The following is a 22,061-nucleotide window of genomic DNA, read 5'->3' as shown; positions in this document are numbered from 1 at the left end:
GTTGCCGGGACGCAAGATGTAAACATCCGGATCGTAAACGCATATTCCTGTCGCAAACCGGTGCCAATTTTGCGCACGAAGCGCCAAGGCTTTCGACAAGGCTTCGAACAGAAATGCGCACCCGCCGGAAACAGCCCCACTCATGATGCTGACCATCGCGTTCCCCGTTTTCGATCCCGTAGCCATCGCCATCGGGCCGATCGCGATCCGCTGGTACGCGCTGGCCTATATCGGCGGCATCGTGCTGGGCTGGCTCTATGCCCGTAAGATCATCCGCAGCGAGCGGTTGTGGGGCGGCAAGGCGCCGTTCACGGTGGTCGATTTCGACGACTTCATCCTGTGGGTGACGCTCGGCATCATCCTCGGCGGCCGCGCCGGCTATGTGCTGTTCTACAATTTCGGTTTCTTCGCGCAGCATCCCACCGAGATCTTCAAGCTATGGACCGGCGGGATGTCGTTCCACGGCGGGTTCATGGGCTGCGTCATCGCGGTGCTGCTGTTCGGCTGGAAGCGCAAGATCCCGGTGCTATCGCTCGGCGATGTCACCTGCGCGGTCGGCCCGATCGGCCTGCTGCTGGGCCGCCTGGCGAATTTCATCAACAGCGAGTTGTGGGGCCGCACCGCGGACGCGAGCGTGCCGTGGCGGATGGTATTCCCCAACGGCGGGCCGCTGCCGCGCCACCCGAGCCAGCTTTATGAGGCCGGTCTCGAAGGCGTGGTGCTCTTTATCGTCCTGGCGTTGATGATCCGCGGCGGCGCGCTGAAGCGTCCCGGCCTGATCATCGGCGCGTTTGCCGCGCTCTATGGCGTGGCGCGCATCATCAGCGAGTTTTTCCGCGAGCCCGACCCGCAACTGGGATTTCTCTGGGGCGGATTGACGATGGGGATGATCCTGTCGGTTCCGATGATCATTGCCGGCCTCGCCTTCATCGCGGCCGCATGGCGGCGGGGACCGCGAACGGCGGATGCAAAGCCAAGCAAGGCGTAATAGCGTAAGATAATATTTGAACTCGCGATTCCCGATTGTTCTGAAAGATTGCCGTGTCCGATTATTCCCCGCTTGAAACCCTGATCCGGAAGCAGATCGCCGCAAGCGGGCCGATGCCGGTGTCGCGGTACATGCAGATCTGCCTGACGCATCCGCAATACGGCTACTATCTCAAGCGCGATCCGCTCGGCCGCGACGGCGATTTCATCACGGCGCCGGAAGTCAGCCAGATGTTCGGCGAACTGATCGGCCTGTGGGCGGCGTCGGTCTGGAATGCGATGGGCATGCCGGAGGAAGTCAAGTTCATCGAGCTCGGACCGGGCCGCGGCACCATGATGGCCGACGCGCTGCGCGCGGTGCGGATTTTGCCCGCCTTCCACGATGCCATCAGCGTGCATCTGGTCGAGGCGAGCCCGACGCTGCGCGACAAGCAGCGGGACAAGCTCGCCGACGCGGCCTATGTGGAATGGTACGACCGGATCGAGGACATTCCCGAGGGCCCCGCGATCATTCTCGCCAACGAATTCTTCGATGCGCTGCCGATCCATCAGGCGGTGAGGAAGGAAACCGGATGGCACGAGCGCACCATCGGCATCGATGACGGCATTCTCGCTTACGGCACGGCCGAGAATCCGATGCCGCGTTTCGAGGTGCTGCTGCCGCCGCTGGCGCGCGCCGCACCGATCGGCGCGATTTTCGAATGGCGCCCGGACAACGAGATCATCACGCTGGCGCGCCGGGTCCGCGATCAGGGCGGCGCGGCGCTGATCATCGACTACGGCCATCTGCGCAGCGACGCCGGCGACACCTTCCAGGCGGTGGCGCGGCACAACTACACCAACCCGCTGCGCAATGCGGGCCTCGCCGATCTCACCGCGCATGTGGATTTTCAGGCGCTCGCCCGCGCCGCCGAGGATATCGGCGCGCGCGCCCATGGTCCGGTGGAGCAAGGCGTGTTCCTCAAAAACCTCGGCATCGAGACCCGCGCGCAGGCGCTGATGAAGAACGCCACCGAAGACAGCCAGAAACTCACGGCCGCCGGACTGGCGCGCCTCACCGGCCCGAGTCCCGAAGGCATGGGGTCGCTGTTCAAGGTGCTCGGCATCTCGCATCCCGAGATCGACACGCTGGCGGCGCTGTCCGATCAGGACGGCAAATCATGACGTTCTCGTCGTCGCTTCTCTCGGCTGTGCCCGGCCTGCGCCACGCATTCTTTTCCCGCGAGGGCGGGGTCTCGAACGGCATCTATCAGAGCCTCAACGGCGGCATCGGCTCAAATGACGATCCGGCGCATGTCACCGAGAACCGTAGGCGTATGGCGGAGCATCTCGGCGTCGCGCCTGCGCAGTTCCTCACCGTGTTCCAGATTCACTCGCCCGATGTCGCGGTCGCCACCGCACCGTGGAATACGGAGACGCGCCCTCGCGCCGATGCCATCGTCACCAACGTGCCCGGGCTCGCACTCGGCGTCACCGCGGCGGATTGCGGACCTATCCTGTTCATCGATCCGCAAGCGCGCGTGATCGGCGCGGCGCATTCCGGCTGGAAGGGCGCGATCGGCGGCGTGCTCGAGAACACGATTGCCGCGATGGAAGGCCTCGGCGCATCGCGCAGCGGCATCATCGCCGCGATCGGTCCGCTGATCCGCCAGCAGAGCTACGAGGTCGGCGCGGAATTCGTCGCGCGGTTCTCGGAAGGCGATGCGGGCAATGCGCGCTTCTTCGTGCCGTCCACGCGCGCGGATCATGCGATGTTCGATCTCGCGGGCTATATCCGCTTTCGGCTGGAGCGCGCGGGCATCCTGATGATCGACGACGTCGGCGTCGACACCTATGCGGACGAGCGGTTCTTCAGTTACCGCCGCACGACCCATCGCAAGGAACCGGATTACGGCCGCAACATCCACGCCATCGTGCTGGACGGCTAGAATCTCCAGCGAACGGCCTTGACTCTCCACCCGGTGGAAGCCTCACAACGCTTCCATGACCCATCGAACCTACACCATTGGAGAAGCAGCCCGCCTGAGCGGCGTTTCGGTCCGGCGACTGCGGTTCTATTCCGACAAGGGATTGCTGCCGCCCGCGGGACGGACCGAAAGCGGCTATCGCGTCTTCACTGACGAAGAGCTTGTCCGTCTCGATCTCATTCGCTGCCTGCGCGACGCCGGCGTCGGTCTCGACGCCATCCGCGAAGTGCTGTCGCACGAACTGTCACTGACCGACGCGCTGAAGCTGCGGCTGCGCGCACTCGAGGCGGAGATCGCCTCGCAACGCCGCGTGGCATCCGCGCTGCGCGCCGCGCTCCGTTCCCCCGAACTTACCGAAGCAGACCTGAGGAGATTCTGGACCATGACCAATCTGTCCCGTACCGAACGCCGCAACGTGATCGAACGCTTCTACAGCCAGGTGTCCAAGGACGTCCGCATCGATCCCGAATGGATGCGGCAGATGATCGAGGCCAGCACGCCGGAACTGCCGGACGATCCGACACCTGAGCAATGCGATGCGTGGATCGAACTCTCCGCGATTCTCGATGATCCGGAATTCGTCGCCACCATGCGCGCCAACGCCAAGGAAGTCTGGGACGGCGCCAATTTCGATCTTGCCGCCTGGCAGGCAGCCGCCGACCCCTTCATCGCGAAAGCCAAGGACGCCATCGCGCAAGGGTTTGGACCGGAATCGGAGAGAGCCCATGAGCTTGCGCAGGAATGGCTGGAAACCTCCGCGCGCGTGATGGGCCGCGCGCCGGATGACGCCTACAAGGCGTGGCTGCGAACCAGATACGCCGCGCATGATGCCCGCGCCGTACGCTACTGGGAATTGGTCGCGATCATGAAAGGCCAGTCGCCTCAGACCAGTCCCAACCGGGAGTGGACCTGGATCATCGACGCCATGAAGCATCATCTGGGCTGAGGCTCCGGTCTTCGCCCGGATTTGGCTCAAATGCCGGCGGCCGTGGTCGGGGATTGCAAACCCTGCCCACGGCCTGCCCTAGACGTTAACGCTCATTAACGATATCGCTGGACCGAACCCCGCCGTGCAGGGCACAACGCCCGCCGGCGACGGACTTCGGGGCGGACATGAATTTCAAAGGGCGAACAATCACTTCGACGGCGCTGCGGTTTGCGCGGATGCCCCTGTTGCTCGTTGTGCTGAGCCTGACGGCGGCCTGCACCACCAATGGCTCCGGCCCGGTAGCGACCACCGCGAGTTTTGGGCCGACCGTCGCCTTCGAATCCGTCGACGGCCCGCCGCCGCAGGTGTTCGACCGGCTGGTGCGCGCACTGGAGACGGAATCCGCCGCCCGCAGTTTCACCATCGTCTCCCGCGAAGCGCAGGCCTCCTACCGGGTCCGCAGCTACCTGTCGGCGCAGGTCCGGCGCGGCAAGACCACCATCGCCTGGGTCTGGGACGTCTATGACCGGGATCAGGAACGCGCCATCCGCCTCAGCGGCGAGGAACCCGGCGGCAAGGGCGGCCGTGACGCCTGGGCCACCGCGGACGAGCAATTGATGCGCCGGATTGCGCTGGCCGGCCTGAACGGCCTGAACGGTCTGATCAGCGGAAGCGGTCCGGCCCCGGAAACCGCCCCACCGGCTGCGCCGCGATCCGGCCCCGCCATCGCGCAGATCGACGAGAATCGGCCTGAATCGGCCCCCGGACAAATGCAAACCCTCGCCTTCAACGCCCATTAGGGATGCCAGCCCTGCGCGGCACGGGTTTTTGCAGGAAAACGCGCCCTAATCCTTGGCTTTGTATTGCCAGCCTCGTTCGGTCCTTGTTATCACGCACGCGCGCGCGAAGAGCACGATCCAGGTTCCATAGGCAGCAGTTGATATGTTGAAGAGCGTTTCCCCCACATCACGAGGAGAGGCTGCGATTTCAGCGAAGAATGGCTCCATCAAGCTGGTGGCCGGCAATTCGAACCCCGAATTGGCCGCCGAGATTTCCTCTGTCCTCGGCGTGCCGCTGACCAAGGCGAGCGTGCGCCGTTTCGCCGACATGGAAATCTTCGTCGAGATTCAGGAAAACGTCCGCGGCTCCGACGTTTTCATTATCCAGTCGACGTCGTTTCCGACCAACGACCATCTGATGGAATTGCTGATCATCACCGATGCGCTGCGCCGCGCCTCCGCGCGCCGCATCACCGCCGTGATCCCCTATTTCGGCTACGCACGGCAGGACCGCAAAGCCGGCGGCCGCACCCCGATTTCGGCCAAGCTGGTCGCTAACATGATCACCCATGCAGGTGCGGACCGCGTCATGACGCTCGACCTGCATGCCGGCCAGATCCAGGGCTTCTTCGATATCCCGACCGACAACCTTTATGCCTCGCCGCTGATGGTGCGCGACATCAAGGACAAGTTCGACCTTGCCAAGGTGATGGTGGTGTCACCGGACGTCGGCGGCGTGGCCCGCGCACGCGGCCTCGCCAAGCGGATCAACGCGCCGCTGGCAATCGTCGACAAGCGCCGCGAACGCGCCGGCGAATCCGAAGTCATGAACGTGATCGGCGATGTCGCCGGCTACGACTGCATCCTGATCGACGACATCGTGGATTCCGGCGGCACGCTGGTGAATGCCGCCGACGCGCTGCTCAAATACGGCGCCAAGGAAGTCTCGGCCTATCTCACCCATGGCGTTCTGTCGGGCGGCGCGGTTGCGCGCATCACCTCATCGCGGCTCAAGGAACTGGTCATCACCGACTCGATCCAGCCGACTGACGCGATGCGCAAGGCTCCGAACATCCGCGTGCTCTCGGTCGCTTCCCTGATCGCCGAAGCCATCGGCCGCACCGCTTCCGAAGAGTCGGTGTCGAGCCTGTTCGACTGAACGGCTCATATCTTTAAAATATTTTTTCTTCGACCTGTGCGCGCAATGAGCGCGCGCGACTCGCGCCCGGCGAGTCCGATTCCGTTTTGTTCTCATGCGTATGAGCGCCGAAACGTGAAGCGATCTCGCCTAAGCTCATGCGCGGACTCACGAATTGACTCACGGCTCGACGCAAAACCGGAATCCATCGTCGCTCTCGCCGCTTCCTGTTGAAGACTGGCGAAATTAACCCTTTGCCTGTGGACGGGATTCGGCACGGCGTTGCGCAGATTCCGCAAATCACCGATCAATCTTGACACAAGGTTGCCGTTGCGGCGCACGATCCGAAACTTGGACCGTCATGATCGTAAACGGAGAACTTGCAGCGACAGTCCTCGCTCGTTCTTTGCGTTTCGTTCAGCGTTTCACATCCCACGTCAACTCAGGGTGAAGGCAGCATGTCCCATCTGGACATCATCACGGATTCGCGGAACAGCCCGCTGTCGGTGGTCGAGGAAATCGCATCAACGAATGACTGGTCGTTCGAACGCTCCGGTCAGGACGAGATCACGATCCTGACGCAGGGACAGTGGACCGACTATCAGCTGTCGTTCACCTGGATGGGCGACATCGACGCGCTGCATCTGGCCTGCGCCTTCGACATAAAAATCCCGGAGGCGCGGCGCAGCGAAGTGCAGCGCCTGATCGCTGCGATCAACGAGCAACTGTGGATCGGTCATTTCGACGTCTGGCTGACGACCGGGTCGATCATGTACCGGCAGGCGCTGATCCTGCCCGGCGGCATGACCGCGTCGCCCGCGCAGTGCGAACTGATGCTGGACGGCGCGCTGCATGCCTGCGAGCGTTACTATCCCGCGCTGCAGTTCGTGGTCTGGGCCGGCAAGACCGCCGCGGAGGCCATGACCGCCGCGATGTTCGATACCGCCGGCGAGGCGTAAGCCTCCTAGGCACGCGCAACTTGTGAGATGTCGTCCCCGCGAAAGCGGGGACTCATACTCCCCCGGCAATAGGCCGCCGCATGTTGCAAAATCCCCGATTCAATGGAAAGTCGGTGGTTATGGGTCCCGGCCTTCGCCGGGACGACGCTGGTGTTTCCAATGACTTCGTCTCAATCCCCCAACGCGCTGAAGAATTTCCAAGGCTCCCTCGTGCTCGCAGGCGCTGGCAAGATGGGCGGCGCGATGCTGTCCGGCTGGCTCGCGCAAGGCCTCGATGCCCCGCGCGTGACGATCATCGAGCCATATCCCTCCGACGAGACGCGCGACTTCATCGCGCGCGGCGTGCGGCTCAATCCGGAAACAAAGAGCATCGGCACCGCCGATGTGCTGGTGCTGGCGGTGAAGCCGCAGATGTTTCGCGACGCCGGACCGCAACTGCGGCCGCTGGTCGGCGCGTCCACGCTTGTGGTTTCGATCATGGCCGGAACCACCATCGCAGCCCTCACCGAAGTCTGCGGCGGCAAGGTCATCCGCGCCATGCCCAACACCCCCGCCGCCATCGGACGCGGCATCACGGTGGCGGTGCCGGCGAACGGCGTTGCATCAAACCAGCGCGCCGTTGCCGATGCGCTGCTGCGCGCCACCGGCAGCGTCGAATGGGTCGAGGACGAAGCGCTGATGGATGCCGTCACCGCTGTGTCCGGCTCAGGCCCGGCCTATGTGTTCCTGCTCGCCGAAGAACTCGCCCGCGCCGGCGTGGCGGCCGGATTGCCGGAAGCATTGGCGACAAAGCTTGCGCGCGAAACCGTCGCAGGATCGGGCGAGCTACTGCATCGCTCGGACCAAGACAGCGCGACACTGCGCAAGAATGTCACCTCACCCGGTGGCACCACGGCGGCGGCGCTTGAGGTGTTGATGGGACCGGGCGGCTTTCAGCCGCTGCTGACCCGCGCGATCGTCGCAGCGACCAAGCGATCGAAGGAACTGGCGAAGTAATCAGACTGGCACCCGCACCGTCGCCCGCAATCCACCCAGCGGGCTGTCGCCGAGCGTGATGTCGCCGCCGTGCGAGCGCGCGATGTCGCGGGCAATCGCCAGACCGAGACCCGTGCCGCCCTCGTCCTGATTGCGCGCATCGTCGAGCCGCAGGAATGGCTTGAACACTTCCTCGCGCATGTCGAGCGGAATGCCGGGGCCGTCGTCATCGATCGTCACCGTCAGATAGCGATGATCGCGGTGGCCGGTGATTGCAATTGCATCGGCATGACGCGCCGCGTTCGAGACAAGGTTGGCGAGGCAGCGCTTGAACGCCGCAGGCTTCACGATCACCACCGGCAGGCCATGAAACACCACTGTCGCGGCATGGCCGTGGCGCTCGGCGTCGCTGCGCAATTCTTCCAGCGCCTTCTCCATGTCGGTCGGCTGCGCGTGTTCGCCGCTGTCGCCGCGCGCGAAGGACAGATACGCCTCCAGCATGCCGCTCATCTCGTCGACGTCCTTGCGCATGCCCTCGACTTCCGGGCTGTCGCCGATCAGCGCCATCTCCAGCTTGAAGCGCGTCAGGATGGTGCGCAGATCGTGGCTGACGCCGGCCAGCATCGCGGTGCGCTGCTCGATGCTGCGTTCGACGCGGGATTTCATTTCCATGAAGGCGAGTGCTGCGCGGCGAACCTCGCGCGCGCCGCGCGGCCGGAAATCCGGCACCTCGCGGCCCTTGCCGAAACTTTCCGCGGCGTCCGCAAGCCGCAGGATCGGCTTGATCTGGTTGCGCAGGAACAGCACCGCGACGATCAGCAGGATCGATGACGTGCCCAGCATCCAGAAGATGAAGATTTCCGAATTCGACGCATAGGCCGCGCTGCGCTGCGCGAAGACGCGCATCACCGTGTCGTCGAGCTTGATGCGGATTTCCACCAGCGACGAGCGGCCCACGGTGTCGATCCAGAACGGGCGCGCGATCTGGCGGCTGAGCTGCACCGACAATGTCTGGTCGAGCAGCGAGAAGAACGGCTTCGGCCCCGGCGCCGGCATGTCGTTGACGGGCAAGAAATCCACCACCAATCCGAGACGTTGCTGCGCGATCCGCTTGATCTGCGTGCGGTCCTTGTCCTGCGGGAATGATCTGTAGACGTCGATCAGCGCGGAGATGTCCTGCACCACGGCGGCGGACAGACGCCGCGTCACCGTGTTCCAGTGCCGCTCCATGAACACGAAGGCGACCACCGACTGCAGGATCACCATCGGCACGATGATGATCAGCAGCGCCCGGGCATAGAGCCCCTTCGGCATCAGCTCCTTGAACCAGCGGCCCAGCCATCCGCTGGCGTCCGACACGCGCCGCGACGCTGTGCGGATAAATGTGAGGCCGGTGTCGAGCGTGCTCATAATGAAGCGTCCGCCATGCTTACGGCGACGCCACGAGGCGGTAGCCGATGCCGCGCACGGCCTGCAGGAACAGCGGATTGGCGGGATCGCGCTCGATCTTGCGCCGCAGCCGGTTGATCTGCACGTCCACCGCGCGCTCGTTGGCGCTTCCGTCGCCGCCGGTCAGCGCGCCGCGTGGCACGGTTTCGCCTGGCGTCGCGCTAAGAATGCGCAGCATGTCACGTTCGCGGTCGGTGAGATGGATGATCTTGTCGCCGTCGCGCAGTTCGCCGCGCTCGAGATGATAAACATAGGGCCCGAACGCGACCGACTCTACCGGCGGCGCGATCACCGGCGCGGCGCGTTTCAGGATATTCGCAATGCGCAACACCAGTTCGCGCGGCTCGAACGGCTTGGCCACGTAATCGTCGGCGCCGATCTGCAATCCCTCGATCCGGCTTTCGGCTTCATGCCGCGCGGTGAGCATGATGATCGGCACCGCGGAAGATACGCGGATCGAGCGCGCGAGATCGAAGCCGGTTTCGCCGGGCATCATCACGTCGAGAATCAACAGATCGAAATGCAGGCCGGTCAGCTTAGCGCGCGCATCGGCAGCGCTCTTGGCCGTGGTAACGCGATAGCCCTCGTTGCCGAGGAACCGCGACAGCAGATCGCGGATACGGCGGTCGTCATCGACCAGCAGCAGATGCGGCGCATCGTCGGCCAGCTGCTGGCGGATTCGCTCCGGTGTTGCGATGTCGATCACCTTGCATCCTTCGCCGTCGTGCGGCCGCTTCGGAGGATTCCCTCCAGCACCTTGTCGGGATCGGTATCGTCGATCATGCCGAGCAGAAACTGGCGCGTGGCGTCGGCCCCCTCCGGGCCGATCGCCTCAAGCGCGCGGTTGATGCGCGTGGTCTGCAATCCGGCCAGTTTCGCCACAAGGGCCTCGCCTTTCGGGGTGGCGAAAAGAAGACGCTGACGTCGGTCGTTATCGCCGGCCTTCTGAACGATATAGCCCTCGTCGAGCAGCTGTTTCAGGACACGCCCCAGCGACTGCTTGGTGATCCGCAGCACGTCCAGCAGGTCAGCGACCTTGAGGCCGGGATAGCGCGTCACGAAGTGCACCACCCGGTGATGGGCACGGCCGAAGCCGAATTCCTCCAGCACGTGGTCGGCATCGCCGACAAAGTCCCGATAGGCGAAAAACAGCAGCTCGATGATGTCCCAGCGCTGATCGCCGCGCGACGATGCGCCGACACTTCCCTCCTTGGCGGAAGGCTGCCCTGCACCCTGCGTTTTGAAATTTACGTCAGGCATATTGACATATCTTGGGTTCAATATTACAAAAAGACCAAGCTTCACGAAATATTCGGATATTTCGCCGTGGCCGGGCTCTCGGAGTTCCTGAAAACTTCGGCCGGAAAAGAAGCGAATTTTTCGCCGTGCGATTGTCGGTCGACATTCCACGAAACATACTGGACTTAACCGCTCTCGACAAACGAACGAGCGCCTGCCGGCTCCTGAAACAGGACCGGCGGATCTGGAGGAAAGCGATGGGAGTTTCGTTCGATAAAATCGATGGCGCGATGTTGCTGGAATTCGAAAAGCAGCCCGCGACCAATCCGACGCCCGAGAAGGAGCGCGCGGCAAAGCTCGTTGACCCTGGCTTCGGGCGGATTTTCACAGATCACATGGCTGTGGTTCGCTACAGCCAGGCGAAGGGCTGGCATGGCGCGCGCGTCGAATCCCGGGCGAATTTCGCGCTCGATCCGGCCACGGCCGTCCTCCATTACGCTCAGGAGATTTTCGAAGGCCTCAAGGCCTACAAGCGCGACGACGGCGGCGTCAACCTTTTCCGTCCCGACGCCAATGCCCGGCGCTTCCGGAATTCGGCTGAGCGGATGGCCATGGCGCCGCTGCCCGAGCCTGTGTTCATCGAAGCGGTTGAGCAACTCGTGCGCATCGACCGCGACTGGATCCCCGGTGGCGAGGGCAGTCTCTATCTGCGGCCCTTCATGATCGCGAACGAGGTCTTCCTCGGCGTGAAGCCGTCCTCGGAATACATCTTCGCCGTCATCGCATCGCCGGTCGGATCCTACTTCAAGGGCGGACCTGCGCCCGTGTCGATCTGGGTGTCGGAGAACTACACACGCGCTGCGATCGGCGGCACCGGCGCCGTCAAATGCGGCGGAAACTACGCCGCAAGCCTGCGCGCGCAGGCCGAGGCGATCGATCACGGTTGCGATCAGGTGGTTTTTCTCGATGCGATCGAGCGCCGCTACATCGAGGAACTCGGCGGCATGAACGTGTTCTTTGCGTTCGACGACGGCTCGCTGCTGACACCACCGCTCGGCACGATCCTGCCGGGCATCACCCGGGATTCGATCATCGCGCTCGCCAAGGAAACCGGCACGCGCGTGCGCGAAGAACTCTACACCATCGACCAGTGGCGCGCCGACGCGGCCAGTGGAAAGCTCAAGGAAGCCTTCGCTTGCGGCACCGCGGCCGTCATCTCGCCGATCGGCAAGGTGTGTTCCGCGAGCGGCGACTTTCTCATCAACGGCGGCGCCGCTGGTCCCGTCGCGATGGGACTGCGCAAAAAGCTGGTCGACATCCAGTACGGCCGCGCGGCCGACACGCACAACTGGATCCGGAAGGTCCTGTAACCGGCGGCGGCGGAATCATTTCCGCCGCCTCCCCTTCTTCACGCACTGATCGCGCGGCGCCGCGCGCCACACTCGCCCACCATGAAGTCCACCAGCGCGCGCACGGACGGAAGCAGTCCGCGGCGTGACGGGAAGACCGCGTGAATGATCCCGCTCTTGGGAATCCATTGCGGCAGGACATGAGTCAGCCGCCCTGCCTGGATATCCTGCCAGATCATCATTGTCGGCAGCTGCACAATGCCCACACCCTTGATCGCGGCCTCGCGCAGCGCGGCCATGTCGTCGGTCACAAGCCGGGGCGCATGCGGAACAATGGCCGTCTTGCCGTCGGACTGTTCGAGCGACCAGCTATGCTCACGATGCGCTGGCCCCAGATCGAGACTCGGCCAGTCGTGAAGATCCGCAGGGCTTTCGGGGAGCTTTCGGCCTTCAATCAATGAAGGACTGGCCACCAGACACTGCGTGCTTTCGTCGAGCCGCCGCATCACCAGCTCGGAATGTTCGAGCGGCGGGAAGCGGACCCGGATCACCATATCGAATCCTTCGCCGATCACATCCACACGCCGGTTGGTGCTCTCAAGATGGATTTCAACGCGCGGATTCTCGATCATGAAACGCGCGATCAGTTCGCCGAACTGAAAGTTGAGCAGCGCGGTTGGACAAGCGACGCGGATCACGCCCTGCGGTTCAGAGCGGACCCGCTCGATCACCGACTGCGCAGCCTCCGCCTCGACCAGAACGGCGACGCAGCGCTCGTAATATTCCTGCCCGATCTCGGTGACCGAAAAACGCCGCGTGGAGCGCTGGATCAGTCGAACACCGAGCCGCTCTTCCAGCAGCGCGATCCTGCGGCTCAGTTTTGATTTCTGCATTCCCAGCGCGCGCCCGGCGGCGGCGAAGCCGCCACGGTCCACCACCTGGACGAAATAGTAGAGATCGTTGAGATCCTGCATCGTCCCATTTATAGGACGCAGCGTGCCGATTTACAATCTTTCTGCGGTATCGTCCGAAGAATACAACCTTCTCATCAGCAATCGGGGATCGCCCCGATGCTCCAAGGAGATCCGAGATGAAGAAGGTTCTTGGCGTTTACAGCAATCCCAACATGCACTGGGTCGGCGACGGCTTTCCGGTCCGCTCGCTGTTTTCCTATGACACGCTCGGCCAGCACGCGAGCCCGTTTCTGCTGCTCGACCAGGCCGGGCCGCACTACTTCGATCCCGCAGCCAAGCCGCGCGGCGTCGGACAGCATCCGCATCGCGGCTTCGAGACCGTGACGATTGTCTACGACGGCGAAGTCGAGCATCGGGACTCCACCGGCAAGGGTGGCGTGATCGGCCCCGGCGACGTCCAGTGGATGACGGCGGCCGGAGGAATCCTGCACGAGGAGTTTCACTCGCGCGGCTTCATGCGCAGCGGCGGGCCGTTTCGCATGATGCAGCTTTGGGTGAATCTCCCCGCGAAGGACAAGATGAGCCAGCCGGGCTATCAGACCATCACTGATGGCGACATTCCTGTGGTCGATCTGCCCGGTGACGCAGGGCGGGTGCGGTTGATTGCCGGCGCCTTCGATGGCCGCAAGGGTCCGGCGCGGACGTTCACGCCGATCAACCTTTGGGACGTGAGGCTGAACCGCGACGCGGCCGTTACCCTCGATCTTCCCGAGGGCCACACCACCATGCTGGTCGTTGTCTCCGGCCGGATCACGGTCAACGGCACGCAGGACGCGGGCGAAGCGGAAATGGTGCTGCTTGATCGCAACGGCAGCAACGCTACCATCGATGCAAGCAGCGATGCCATCGTGCTGGTGCTCACAGGCGAGCCGATCGATGAGCCGATCGTCGGCCACGGTCCGTTCGTCATGAACAGCGAGGCGGAGATCCGTCAGGCGATCGACGACTTCAATGCGGGTCGTTTCGGCGCAATAGCCCAAGCCTAAGCCAAGCAAAGATACGACTCCGGCCTGACTGACCAGGCCGGAGTCTTTCTCAAGAATATCACATCGGGGCAGAGCGCTCGCCCTGCCCGACCGGCGGAGGCGTGGCCTGCGCACGGCACCCTTGCGAGCATTTGAAGGAAGGAAAACCATCATGACCAGCGAAGCCATCCGCGATCCGGTCAAGGATCATCTGCTCACGCCGCAGAACGCAGCGTTCATCGTCATCGACTATCAGCCGGTTCAGGTGAACTCGATCGCCTCGATGGATCGCCCGGCGATGGTGAAGAACATCGTCGGCACCGCGAAGACCGCCGTCGCCTATGGCCTTCCCATCGTCCACTCCACGGTCAACGTGAAGACCGGCCTCAACAAGCCGCCGATTTCGCAGCTCCAGAAGGTGCTGGCGGATTATCCGACATACGACCGCACCACGATCAATTCCTGGGAGGACGTCGAATTCCTCAAGGCCGTGAAAGCCACCGGCCGCAAGAAACTGATCATGACGGCGCTGTGGACCGAGGCCTGCCTGACCTTCCCCGCGCTCGACGCGCTCAAGGAAGGATACGAAGTCTATGTCGTGGTCGATGCGGTCGGCGGCACGTCGGTCGTCGCGCACGACATGGCGTTGCGCCGGATCGAGCAGGCCGGCGGCAAGATGATCACGCTCGTGCAGCTGCTGTGCGAACTTCAGCGCGACTGGAAACGCACCGACACCGTACCGGCGTTCCTCGACATCAACATCGAACTGGGCGGTACCGCCGGTTTGCAGTTCGCCTGGGATCAGGCCGAGCGCGCAAAGAAGTAAGTCATGCGGGCGGGGCCGCGCAGGCCTCGCCCGCCCTGCCCGTCGAGCACGACTGAACCTATCGGGCGGCAGACTTCCACATCTTGTAGAGATTTTCTTCTCCGTCCGGACGAACCGGGAGATAGGCAATCTTCAGAGACTGCTCAGGTAGCGGCCGCGCCATCTCAGCATAGATGGCCGCCGTCGAAAGGCCGAAAGGTTCGCCGTCCTCGTTGGAATAGGCGTACGTCACCTCGGTGATGCCGGTGAGATGCATCGCGGCCAGACACATCGGGCACGGATGTCCGCTGGCATAGATCGCGCAACCATCAAGCCGCGGCGAGCCGAGCACACTGCTCGCGGCGCGGATCGCCTGCAACTCCGCATGTGTGGTGGGATCGCCAGTCGCTGCGATCTCGTTCACGCCGGTTGCGATCGTCTTTCCGTCCTTGACCAGCACCGCGCCGAACGGGCGGCCACCGCGGCGGACGTTGTCGCGCGCCAGCCCGATCGCTTCACACAAAAAGCGTTCAGCGGACATGCAGTCTCTCCCTGTCAGTGCGGATCAGAGCGCCTCTGCCGGAAGCCAGAACACCTCGCCGTCGGAGTCCTCGGTGTCGAGCCACAATAACGGCAGGTTCGGATAAGCATCTCCCAGCACGTCGCGGCCGCGGCCGATCTCGCACAGCAAGCCGCCATCGGGCGTCAGGTGATCTTTCGCCGCGTCGATAATTTTGCGCACGATGTCGAGACCGTCATCGCCGCCATCGAACGCAATCGACGGCTCGTGCAAACACTCGCGCGGCAGCCCCGCCATACCCTCGGCATCGACATAAGGCGGATTGGTGATGATGAGATCGTAGCGCGCATCATTCACCGCATCGAACAGATCGCCCTGATACAGCGACACGCGATCCTCGAGGCCGTAGTCGGCGACATTGCGCGCAGCCACCGCCAGCGCATCGGGTGAAATGTCTACCGCGTCCACGGTTGCATTGGGGAAACTCTGGCACGCCAAAATCGCGAGGCAACCCGAGCCGGTGCAAAGATCGAGCACCCGCGTCACGTTGATCGGATCGTCGATCAGCGAACCACCTTCCTCCTCGACCTCGCCGCTGAAGTGCGAATCCAGCAGTTCGCCGATGAAGGAGCGCGGCACGATCACCCGCTCGTCGACATAGAACGGGAGCCCGCGCATGTAGATCCTGTTGACGAGATAGGCGGCAGGCTTGCGGGTGGCGATGCGCTTTTCGATCAGCCCCAGAATCCTGCGCGCCTCGTGCGAGGTGACCCGCGCGCCCGCGAACATCTCGAACTGGTCCGGATGCAGATGCAGCGCCTCGCAAACGATAAATGCCGCCTCCGCCACAGGATCAGTGGTGCCGTGGGCGAACACCACATCGGATTCAATGAAGCGGCTGACGCCGTAGCGCATCAGGTCGAGCAGCGTCACGAGCTCGCCCGGGGCGACCTTCGGCGGCGCTGCGGGCTTCAGTAGTTTCTTCGGCTTTGCGCGCGTTACAACGCGTTTTGCGGACGCCTTCGCGGCCGCGGACTTCGTTTTCTTCGCCATTATTTTTTCCACCGCGCGGCTGCGTTGTCGTCATGGGCCTGCGCATCGACCCAGCTTGTTGAAGGAGAGTCGCCACCGCCCGCGCGTTCCTCGGATTTCCAGAACGGCGCGTTGGTCTTGAGATAGTCCATCAGGAATTCAGCCGCCTGAAAGGCCGCCTCGCGATGAACCGAGGCCGTCAGCACCAGCACGATGTTGTCGCCCGGCACCACGCGGCCATAACGATGGATCACCGTGACACCGGTCAGCGGCCAGCGCGCAATCGCTTCGGACACATGCCGCCCGATCTCGGCTTCGGCCATGCCGGGGTAATGCTCGAGCGTCATCGCCGCGATGGCGTCCTTGCCCTCGCCGCCCCGGCAGATCCCCGAAAAACTGACCACCGCGCCAACGTCGTGACGCGCCTTGGTCAGCGCCGCGATTTCCGCGGCGATGTCGAAGTCCGCGGACTGAATTCGGATGGTGACGGGCGTCGTCATAAAGCTTTTTCAGTTTTGCGCATGATCTTATCGGAAAACCGGTTCCCACTTTTCCGGATCATGCGCGTTAACCGCCGGTCATCGGCGGAAAGAACGCGATCTCGCGCGCGCCGGCGATCGCGGTGTCGGGCTTCACATGCGTGTGGTCGATCGCGGCGCGGATGGTGCGCGGCGACGCGAATGCGTTGGCGTATTCCTCGCCCCGCGCCACCAGCCACTGCATCAGGTCCGCGACGGTGCGCACATCCGCGGGCGGATCGAGCGTTTCCTCGGTCTTGCCGATACGTTCGCGCACCCAAGCGAAATAGAGCACCTTCACCGGTCTTCCTCGGTCAGATGATGGATTCCTGCACGGAGGTAATCCCATCCGGTGTAGATGGTGAGAATTGCCGAAATCCACAACAGCGTGATGCCGATCAGGACGGTCGGCGGCAGGATCATTTCGCCTGCCTCGCCCGCGATCAGGAAGCCGATGGCAACAAGTTGCACGGTCGTCTTCCACTTCGCCAATTGTGACACGGGTACGCTGATGCGGATGACGGCGAGATATTCGCGCAGGCCCGACACCAGAATCTCGCGGCACAGGATGACGATGGCCGCCCACAGCGACCAGCCGCGAATGGTTTCGTCCGCCGCCAGCATCAGCAGGCACGACGCCACCAGGAGCTTGTCCGCGATCGGGTCCAGCATCTTGCCGAGCGACGATTGCTGGTCCCAGATCCGAGCGTAATAGCCATCGAGAAAATCGGTGATGGCCGCGGCGATGAACACGAACAGCGCAACCCAGCGCAGCCACAGCGGTGCACCCATGATGGACTGCGCATACATGCAGCCGATCACCACCGGGATGGCGGCGATCCGGGAGTACGTCAGGATATTGGGCAAAGACAGCGAGCGTTTCGCTGGCTTCGGGGCGGCGACACTGGTCATGGCTTTACCAATACTGCGAAAGTGCCCGCGTCAACAGCCCAGCGAACGCATTTCGGCCAAGTCTAAATGCGGGCAGTGGCGAGAGGTTCACCCGCTGCCGGGATGGAAGAAATCGAAGATTTTGCGAGCACTTTCAGCACTGACGCCCGGAACCTTGCCAAGATCGGCGACCGAAGCCCGCTCGATCTCTTTCAGGGTGCCGAAATGATGGAGCAGCGCACGCTTGCGTGAAGGGCCGATACCGGGGATTTCCTGCAGGCCCGCCTCGCGAATGTCCTTCTTGCGCAGCTTGCGGTGCGACCCGATCACGAAACGATGCGCCTCGTCGCGCAGCCGCTGGATGAAATACAGCACCGGATCGCGCGGCTCCAGCTTGATGGAAGGCCGGTCCGGCATGAACAGGGTCTCGCGTCCGGCGTCGCGGTCCGGCCCCTTGGCCACTGCGATCAGCGACACGTCCGTCAGATTCAAGGCGGTGAAGATTTCGCGCACCGCGTTGAGCTGGCCTTGACCGCCGTCGATGATGACGAGATCGGGCCATTGCGGCACCGTGTCGTCGCTCTCCTTGTCCGGCTTCTTGCCGTCGGATGCACTGTTGATCAGCCGCTTGAAGCGGCGCTCCAGCACTTCGCGCATCATGCCGTAGTCGTCGCCCGGCGCGAGTCCCTCCGACTTGATGTTGAACTTGCGGTATTGATTCTTCAGGAAGCCCTCCGGTCCCGCGACGATCATCGCGCCGACCGCGTTGGTGCCCTGGATGTGGCTGTTGTCGTAGACCTCAATGCGCTTCGGCACGCGCGGCAGGCCGAGCGCGGTCGACAGTCCCTGCAGCAAGCGGGTCTGCGTCGCGGTGTCGGCGAGCTTGCGGCCCAGCGCCTCGCGCGCATTGGTCAATGCATGCGCGACCAACTCCTTCTTTTCGCCGCGCTGGGGCGTCGAGACCTCGACCTTGTATCCCGCCTTCACGCACAGCGCATCCGAGAGCAATTGCTGATCCTCGATCCGATGGGAGAGCAGGATCAGTTTCGGCGGCGGCTTGTCGTCGTAGAACTGCGCGAGGAACGAGCCCAGCACTTCCTCCGGCGGCATCGCCTTGTCGGCGCGCGGGAAGTAGGCGCGGTTGCCCCAGTTCTGTCCGGTGCGGAAGAAGAACACCTCGACGCAGGAGTAGCCGCCCTCCTGATGGATCGCGAACACGTCCGCCTCCTCGACGGTGCGCGGATTTATGCCCTGCTGCGACTGGATCGCGGAAAGCGCAGCGAGACGATCGCGATAGAGCGCGGCAGTTTCAAACTCGAGTTCGTGCGATGCCTTCTCCATCTCGCCCGCGAGTTCCTGCTTCACCAGCCGCGAGCGGCCGGAAAGAAACTCATTCGCCTCGCGCACCAGTTCGGTATAGCCGGGAAAATCGATCTCGCCGGTGCAGGGACCGGAGCAACGCTTGATTTGATACAGCAGACACGGACGCGTCCGGCTTTCGAAAAACGAATCCGTGCAGGAGCGCACCAGAAACGCGCGCTGAAGTGCTGTGATAGTGCGGTTGACCGCGCCGACCGACGCGAACGGCCCGAAGTAACGGCCGGGCCGGGTCTGCGCACCGCGATGCTTGACGATCTGCGGCGCCCAGTGGTCGCCGGTGATCAGAATGTAGGGAAACGACTTGTCGTCGCGCAGTTGCACGTTGAAGCGCGGACGAAGCTGCTTGATCAGGTTGGCTTCCAGTAGCAGCGCTTCGGTCTCGGTCGCCGTGGAGACTATCTCCACATTGACGGTCGCCGCGATCATGCGCGCGATGCGCGCCACCTGGCCTGTGGGACGCGCATAGGACGCGAGCCGCTTTTTTACGCTCTTGGCCTTGCCGACATAGAGCACATCGTTGGCCGCATTGAGCATGCGATAGACGCCGGGCGAAGTCGGGGCGAGTTTCACCGCGCGCTCGATCGCGGCGCGGCCGATGGCGAGCGTGGCTTCGCCGGCGAACTCGGCGGATTCGTCGTCCTGTTCCGGAAGCCGGGCTTCCTCATCGTCCTCGGCGACGGCGATCGATGCCGGATCGACATCCTGTCCGCGCAGGTTCCGCGGCGACGGGTCCTGCGGAAGCGGCGTCGATACCGGCTGATCGGGCGGCTGTGCAGGATCGGAGGTGTCGTGAATCATGACCAGAACTTAAGAGCTGCGAATGAATTCATCCAGCAGGCGCGGAGACATGGCGGAACCTGGACAGATTTGAACCCAGCAGCACCGCAGCCCGATTTGTAACACTTTCTTAAGGATGTGAAGGGGGCCGCGGGCCGCCTTAACGAGTGTTTAACGTAAAACTATCGATAAATTTTACGAAGAAAAGGTGGGCTTTCGTAACCACGCGGGGTCCGCCGCGCCACGTTGGTCAAACAACGGCCACGCCGGCGCGCGCGTGAGGAGAGTATGATGAAGAAGACGATTTCCGGCGCGATTGTCGCCGCGACATGTATGACCGCATCGGCGCACGCCGCCGACATCTACGGCCGCCGCCCTTATGCGCAGCCCTACACGGTCAATCAGCCGCTCGCCAACAGCTGGATCGGGCCGTATATCGGCGGCAATCTCGGCTACGGCTGGGGCGACGTTTCCAACAGCGGAGCGAAGCCGTCGGGCGTGCTCGGCGGTCTTCAGGTCGGTTACAACTGGCAGTCGGGCGCGTGGATGGCCGGCATCGAGGGCGATCTGCAGCTCAATTCGTCGGACGATACATTCGCGGCGTGGAAATTCTCCAACCCCTGGTTCGGCACCGTGCGCGGCCGCGTGGGTTACGCTTTCAACAACGTGCTGCTTTATGGCACCGGCGGTCTCGCGTTCGGCGCGCTGAAAGTCGAGCGGCCCGGCGGCATCTCCGAGAGCAGCACCTCGGCCGGCTGGACGATCGGCGCCGGCGCGGAATTCGCTATCAACCAGAACTGGTCGGCCAAGGTCGAGTATCTTTACGTCGATCTCAGCGAGAAAAACTTCCTGATGACCGGCCTGCCGAACGGCTACAGTTTCAGCACCGTCCGTCTCGGCGTCAACTACCGCTTCTGATCTGCGTAACGCATTCGCATGTCATCGATCCCGGGCCTCGCGCCCGGGATTTTCATTTGCGGGGTTTAATCCCGAGGATGCGTCAGGGCGAAACGACGAGATCGACCGCCTTCGGTCCCTTGCCCTTCTTGTCAGGCTCGACTTCAAAAGTAATACGCTGTCCTTCGATCAAATCCTTCAATCCCGCACGCTCGACTGCGGTGATATGTACGAACACATCGCGTCCGCCGTCGTCCGGCTTGATGAATCCGTAACCGCGCTCGGCATTGAAAAACTTGACGACACCTGTCATGGCCATCGGGAACCCCTCCCCGCATTGCACCTCCGGCGCGCAACGCGCGTCGGCCAGGCCCGGCATTCACTGCCGGAAAGCGGCGGCCTTGGAGAACGCCTCCAAAAACAGGGAGCGCCCGGGGCCTCTCGTCATTCCGCCGCGGCCATTCGCGGGCGCGGGACGTAAAAGCCGACCTTCACGGCTGTAGCATAATACGGTTCCCGGCAAATTGGCCATGCCGCATTTGGGGTATTCGTGCGCACGGACTCCAGGCACGCATCAAGCGCTGCGCGTGCAGTGCATCAGGCTCTGACGGCTTCGACCCGGAAGCGGCCGGCGCCTCCGAGACCGAGCGGCTTCTCAAGCTCGTGCAGGATCGCCTTCAACTCCGCAGCCAACGTCCATGGCGGATTGACGATCAACAGACCGGCGGACACCAAACCTGAGTCCTGCGTCTGCGGCGCGACGCTGAATTCGACGCGCAGGCATTTGGCGTCGCCGCCGGCGTTCGCCACGCGCGCCACTTGATCCGCCAGGGTGTCGGTGGCGCGGCGTTCTTTCACCGGATACCAGAGCATGTAGATGCCGGTCGGCCATTTGGCGTGCGCCGCGCTGAAGCCATCCGCCAGCCGCTTGAACTCGTCGCGGCTCTCGAACGGCGGATCGATCAGCACCAGCCCGCGCCGCTCGTTCGGCGGCACGAATGCCGGCAGCCCGGTCCAGCCGTCGAGATCGACCACGCGCGCCTGCGTGTCGCGACGCAATGCGGAAATCAGTTGCTTGCGTGCGTCCGGCTCCAGCTCGCAGGCGACCAGACTGTCCTGCGGCCGCAACAGCGCGCGAGCGATCAGCGGCGAGCCCGGATAGGCGGTGAGATCGCGCTGAGGATTGAACGCGCGCACGATGTCGAGATAGGGCGCGACCAGCGCCATGACCGGCTCGGACAATCGCGCCTGCATCAGCCGCGCGATGCCGGTGCGCCATTCGCCGCCGCGCTCGGCTTCGCTGCCGGTCAGATCGTACAGCCCGGCGCCGGCATGGGTGTCGATCACGCGGAACGCGGCCGGCTTCTCGTGCAGGTAGGTCAGGATGCGCGCCAGCACGATGTGCTTGATGACATCGGCGAAGTTTCCAGCGTGGAATGCGTGACGGTAGTTCATGGCGCGACAGTTACGACATCGCGCGACGAAAGTAACGTCCGGAACGAGGGTGAGATCCGTCATCCTGAGGTGCGAGC

Annotated in this window: 24 protein-coding genes; 12 read left to right on the top strand and 12 right to left on the bottom strand. The window is 63.4% G+C overall.

Annotation, left to right across the window (positions count from 1 at the left end):
* The first annotated feature begins 142 nt into the window (after positions 1-142).
* From lgt to proC, 8 genes are all read left to right on the top strand, one after another.
* On the top strand, positions 143-988 hold the full coding sequence (gene lgt / locus HNQ36_RS21905; RefSeq protein WP_184088797.1) for a prolipoprotein diacylglyceryl transferase: 846 nt from the start codon (positions 143-145) through the stop codon (positions 986-988).
* A gap of 53 nt (positions 989-1,041) precedes the next feature.
* Positions 1,042-2,151 carry an SAM-dependent methyltransferase gene (locus HNQ36_RS21900; protein WP_184088794.1) on the top strand — a complete coding sequence of 370 codons (1,110 nt, stop codon included), beginning with the start codon at positions 1,042-1,044 and terminating at the stop codon, positions 2,149-2,151.
* Positions 2,148-2,915, top strand: coding sequence for a peptidoglycan editing factor PgeF (gene pgeF / locus HNQ36_RS21895; RefSeq protein ID WP_184088791.1), 768 nt, complete (start codon positions 2,148-2,150; stop codon positions 2,913-2,915). Before HNQ36_RS21900 ends, pgeF begins: the two co-directional genes overlap by 4 nt.
* Before the next feature lie 55 nt (positions 2,916-2,970).
* Positions 2,971-3,900, top strand: coding sequence for a MerR family transcriptional regulator (locus tag HNQ36_RS21890; protein ID WP_184088788.1), 930 nt, complete (start codon positions 2,971-2,973; stop codon positions 3,898-3,900).
* 167 nt (positions 3,901-4,067) lie between these two features.
* Positions 4,068-4,682, top strand: a complete 615-nt coding sequence (locus HNQ36_RS21885; protein WP_184088785.1) for a hypothetical protein — start codon at positions 4,068-4,070, stop codon at positions 4,680-4,682.
* A gap of 184 nt (positions 4,683-4,866) precedes the next feature.
* Positions 4,867-5,820, top strand: coding sequence for a ribose-phosphate pyrophosphokinase (locus HNQ36_RS21880; protein WP_040427486.1), 954 nt, complete (start codon positions 4,867-4,869; stop codon positions 5,818-5,820).
* A 437-nt stretch (positions 5,821-6,257) separates the two neighbouring features.
* Positions 6,258-6,758, top strand: a complete 501-nt coding sequence (locus tag HNQ36_RS21875; RefSeq protein ID WP_046827535.1) for a type III secretion system chaperone family protein — start codon at positions 6,258-6,260, stop codon at positions 6,756-6,758.
* Positions 6,759-6,917: 159 nt separating this feature from the next.
* Entirely contained in the window at positions 6,918-7,754 is an 837-nt protein-coding gene (proC, locus tag HNQ36_RS21870) for a pyrroline-5-carboxylate reductase (RefSeq protein ID WP_184088782.1), read from the top strand.
* On the opposite strand, the gene HNQ36_RS21865 is transcribed toward proC, so the two are convergent.
* Genes HNQ36_RS21865 through HNQ36_RS21855 form a run of 3 tightly spaced genes read right to left on the bottom strand, consistent with a single transcriptional unit; the run spans position 7,755 to position 10,442 of the window.
* A complete protein-coding gene (locus HNQ36_RS21865) occupies positions 7,755-9,143 on the bottom strand; it encodes an ATP-binding protein (protein ID WP_184088779.1) in 1,389 nt (462 codons plus the stop codon). It lies immediately after the preceding gene.
* 19 nt (positions 9,144-9,162) lie between these two features.
* Positions 9,163-9,888: a response regulator gene (locus HNQ36_RS21860; protein WP_184088777.1), complete on the bottom strand. Its 726-nt coding sequence runs from the start codon at positions 9,886-9,888 to the stop codon at positions 9,163-9,165.
* Complete coding sequence (locus HNQ36_RS21855; RefSeq protein ID WP_184088774.1) at positions 9,885-10,442, bottom strand: MarR family winged helix-turn-helix transcriptional regulator; 558 nt, start codon at positions 10,440-10,442, stop codon at positions 9,885-9,887. Before HNQ36_RS21855 ends, HNQ36_RS21860 begins: the two co-directional genes overlap by 4 nt.
* A 236-nt stretch (positions 10,443-10,678) precedes the next feature.
* On the opposite strand from HNQ36_RS21855, the gene HNQ36_RS21850 reads away from it, so the two are divergent.
* Positions 10,679-11,791, top strand: a complete 1,113-nt coding sequence (locus tag HNQ36_RS21850) for a branched-chain amino acid aminotransferase (RefSeq protein WP_184088771.1) — start codon at positions 10,679-10,681, stop codon at positions 11,789-11,791.
* A 38-nt stretch (positions 11,792-11,829) separates the two neighbouring features.
* Here the strand turns inward: HNQ36_RS21850 and HNQ36_RS21845 are convergent, their stop codons facing one another.
* The gene (locus tag HNQ36_RS21845) at positions 11,830-12,744 is read right to left on the bottom strand and encodes a LysR family transcriptional regulator (RefSeq protein ID WP_184088768.1); all 915 of its coding nucleotides are present in this window, start codon (positions 12,742-12,744) and stop codon (positions 11,830-11,832) included.
* Positions 12,745-12,860: 116 nt separating this feature from the next.
* On the opposite strand from HNQ36_RS21845, the gene HNQ36_RS21840 reads away from it, so the two are divergent.
* A complete protein-coding gene (locus HNQ36_RS21840) occupies positions 12,861-13,730 on the top strand; it encodes a pirin family protein (protein WP_184088765.1) in 870 nt (289 codons plus the stop codon).
* 151 nt (positions 13,731-13,881) lie between these two features.
* The gene (locus HNQ36_RS21835) at positions 13,882-14,535 is read left to right on the top strand and encodes a hydrolase (protein ID WP_184088762.1); all 654 of its coding nucleotides are present in this window, start codon (positions 13,882-13,884) and stop codon (positions 14,533-14,535) included.
* A gap of 58 nt (positions 14,536-14,593) precedes the next feature.
* Here the strand turns inward: HNQ36_RS21835 and HNQ36_RS21830 are convergent, their stop codons facing one another.
* The 6 genes from HNQ36_RS21830 to uvrC all read right to left on the bottom strand — a co-directional run bounded on the left by HNQ36_RS21830 (position 14,594) and on the right by uvrC (position 19,653).
* A complete protein-coding gene (locus HNQ36_RS21830; RefSeq protein ID WP_184088758.1) occupies positions 14,594-15,055 on the bottom strand; it encodes a nucleoside deaminase in 462 nt (153 codons plus the stop codon).
* A gap of 24 nt (positions 15,056-15,079) precedes the next feature.
* On the bottom strand, positions 15,080-16,087 hold the full coding sequence (prmB, locus tag HNQ36_RS21825) for a 50S ribosomal protein L3 N(5)-glutamine methyltransferase (protein WP_184088756.1): 1,008 nt from the start codon (positions 16,085-16,087) through the stop codon (positions 15,080-15,082).
* A complete protein-coding gene (locus HNQ36_RS21820) occupies positions 16,087-16,566 on the bottom strand; it encodes a molybdenum cofactor biosynthesis protein MoaE (RefSeq protein WP_184088753.1) in 480 nt (159 codons plus the stop codon). Before HNQ36_RS21820 ends, prmB begins: the two co-directional genes overlap by 1 nt.
* 67 nt (positions 16,567-16,633) lie before the next feature.
* A complete protein-coding gene (moaD, locus tag HNQ36_RS21815; RefSeq protein WP_046827546.1) occupies positions 16,634-16,885 on the bottom strand; it encodes a molybdopterin converting factor subunit 1 in 252 nt (83 codons plus the stop codon).
* Positions 16,882-17,496, bottom strand: a complete 615-nt coding sequence (pgsA, locus tag HNQ36_RS21810; RefSeq protein ID WP_137325179.1) for a CDP-diacylglycerol--glycerol-3-phosphate 3-phosphatidyltransferase — start codon at positions 17,494-17,496, stop codon at positions 16,882-16,884. The genes moaD and pgsA overlap by 4 nt, the downstream gene beginning before the upstream one ends.
* A gap of 87 nt (positions 17,497-17,583) precedes the next feature.
* Complete coding sequence (gene uvrC, locus HNQ36_RS21805) at positions 17,584-19,653, bottom strand: excinuclease ABC subunit UvrC (RefSeq protein ID WP_184088750.1); 2,070 nt, start codon at positions 19,651-19,653, stop codon at positions 17,584-17,586.
* Positions 19,654-19,923: 270 nt separating this feature from the next.
* Between uvrC and HNQ36_RS21800 the strand changes: the two genes are divergently transcribed.
* Complete coding sequence (locus HNQ36_RS21800; protein ID WP_184088746.1) at positions 19,924-20,550, top strand: outer membrane protein; 627 nt, start codon at positions 19,924-19,926, stop codon at positions 20,548-20,550.
* 82 nt (positions 20,551-20,632) lie between these two features.
* Here HNQ36_RS21800 and HNQ36_RS21795 read toward each other — a convergent pair whose 3' ends face one another.
* Complete coding sequence (locus HNQ36_RS21795; RefSeq protein WP_046829586.1) at positions 20,633-20,848, bottom strand: cold-shock protein; 216 nt, start codon at positions 20,846-20,848, stop codon at positions 20,633-20,635.
* 278 nt (positions 20,849-21,126) lie between these two features.
* A complete protein-coding gene (locus HNQ36_RS21790; RefSeq protein ID WP_184088743.1) occupies positions 21,127-21,984 on the bottom strand; it encodes a 23S rRNA (adenine(2030)-N(6))-methyltransferase RlmJ in 858 nt (285 codons plus the stop codon).
* Between the last annotated feature and the right edge of the window lie 77 nt (positions 21,985-22,061).

Source organism: Afipia massiliensis (assembly GCF_014203115.1).
In the GTDB taxonomy this organism is placed as follows: Bacteria; Pseudomonadota; Alphaproteobacteria; order Rhizobiales; family Xanthobacteraceae; genus Afipia; species Afipia massiliensis.
This window is presented reverse-complemented; position numbering and strand designations above follow the sequence as displayed.

What these genes read in the sequence shown, in the direction of transcription:
- lgt (WP_184088797.1), top strand. Translation starts at nt 143, where the DNA reads ATGATGCTGACCATCGCGTTCCCCGTTTTCGATCCCGTAGCCATCGCC.
- pgeF (WP_184088791.1), top strand. Translation starts at nt 2,148, where the DNA reads ATGACGTTCTCGTCGTCGCTTCTCTCGGCTGTGCCCGGCCTGCGCCAC.
- HNQ36_RS21890 (WP_184088788.1), top strand. Translation starts at nt 2,971, where the DNA reads ATGACCCATCGAACCTACACCATTGGAGAAGCAGCCCGCCTGAGCGGC.
- HNQ36_RS21885 (WP_184088785.1), top strand. Translation starts at nt 4,068, where the DNA reads ATGAATTTCAAAGGGCGAACAATCACTTCGACGGCGCTGCGGTTTGCG.
- HNQ36_RS21875 (WP_046827535.1), top strand. Translation starts at nt 6,258, where the DNA reads ATGTCCCATCTGGACATCATCACGGATTCGCGGAACAGCCCGCTGTCG.
- proC (WP_184088782.1), top strand. Translation starts at nt 6,918, where the DNA reads ATGACTTCGTCTCAATCCCCCAACGCGCTGAAGAATTTCCAAGGCTCC.
- HNQ36_RS21865 (WP_184088779.1), bottom strand. Translation starts at nt 9,143, where the DNA reads ATGAGCACGCTCGACACCGGCCTCACATTTATCCGCACAGCGTCGCGG.
- HNQ36_RS21855 (WP_184088774.1), bottom strand. Translation starts at nt 10,442, where the DNA reads ATGCCTGACGTAAATTTCAAAACGCAGGGTGCAGGGCAGCCTTCCGCC.
- HNQ36_RS21850 (WP_184088771.1), top strand. Translation starts at nt 10,679, where the DNA reads ATGGGAGTTTCGTTCGATAAAATCGATGGCGCGATGTTGCTGGAATTC.
- HNQ36_RS21845 (WP_184088768.1), bottom strand. Translation starts at nt 12,744, where the DNA reads ATGCAGGATCTCAACGATCTCTACTATTTCGTCCAGGTGGTGGACCGT.
- HNQ36_RS21840 (WP_184088765.1), top strand. Translation starts at nt 12,861, where the DNA reads ATGAAGAAGGTTCTTGGCGTTTACAGCAATCCCAACATGCACTGGGTC.
- HNQ36_RS21835 (WP_184088762.1), top strand. Translation starts at nt 13,882, where the DNA reads ATGACCAGCGAAGCCATCCGCGATCCGGTCAAGGATCATCTGCTCACG.
- HNQ36_RS21830 (WP_184088758.1), bottom strand. Translation starts at nt 15,055, where the DNA reads ATGTCCGCTGAACGCTTTTTGTGTGAAGCGATCGGGCTGGCGCGCGAC.
- prmB (WP_184088756.1), bottom strand. Translation starts at nt 16,087, where the DNA reads ATGGCGAAGAAAACGAAGTCCGCGGCCGCGAAGGCGTCCGCAAAACGC.
- HNQ36_RS21820 (WP_184088753.1), bottom strand. Translation starts at nt 16,566, where the DNA reads ATGACGACGCCCGTCACCATCCGAATTCAGTCCGCGGACTTCGACATC.
- pgsA (WP_137325179.1), bottom strand. Translation starts at nt 17,496, where the DNA reads ATGACCAGTGTCGCCGCCCCGAAGCCAGCGAAACGCTCGCTGTCTTTG.
- uvrC (WP_184088750.1), bottom strand. Translation starts at nt 19,653, where the DNA reads ATGATTCACGACACCTCCGATCCTGCACAGCCGCCCGATCAGCCGGTA.
- HNQ36_RS21800 (WP_184088746.1), top strand. Translation starts at nt 19,924, where the DNA reads ATGAAGAAGACGATTTCCGGCGCGATTGTCGCCGCGACATGTATGACC.
- HNQ36_RS21795 (WP_046829586.1), bottom strand. Translation starts at nt 20,848, where the DNA reads ATGGCCATGACAGGTGTCGTCAAGTTTTTCAATGCCGAGCGCGGTTAC.
- HNQ36_RS21790 (WP_184088743.1), bottom strand. Translation starts at nt 21,984, where the DNA reads ATGAACTACCGTCACGCATTCCACGCTGGAAACTTCGCCGATGTCATC.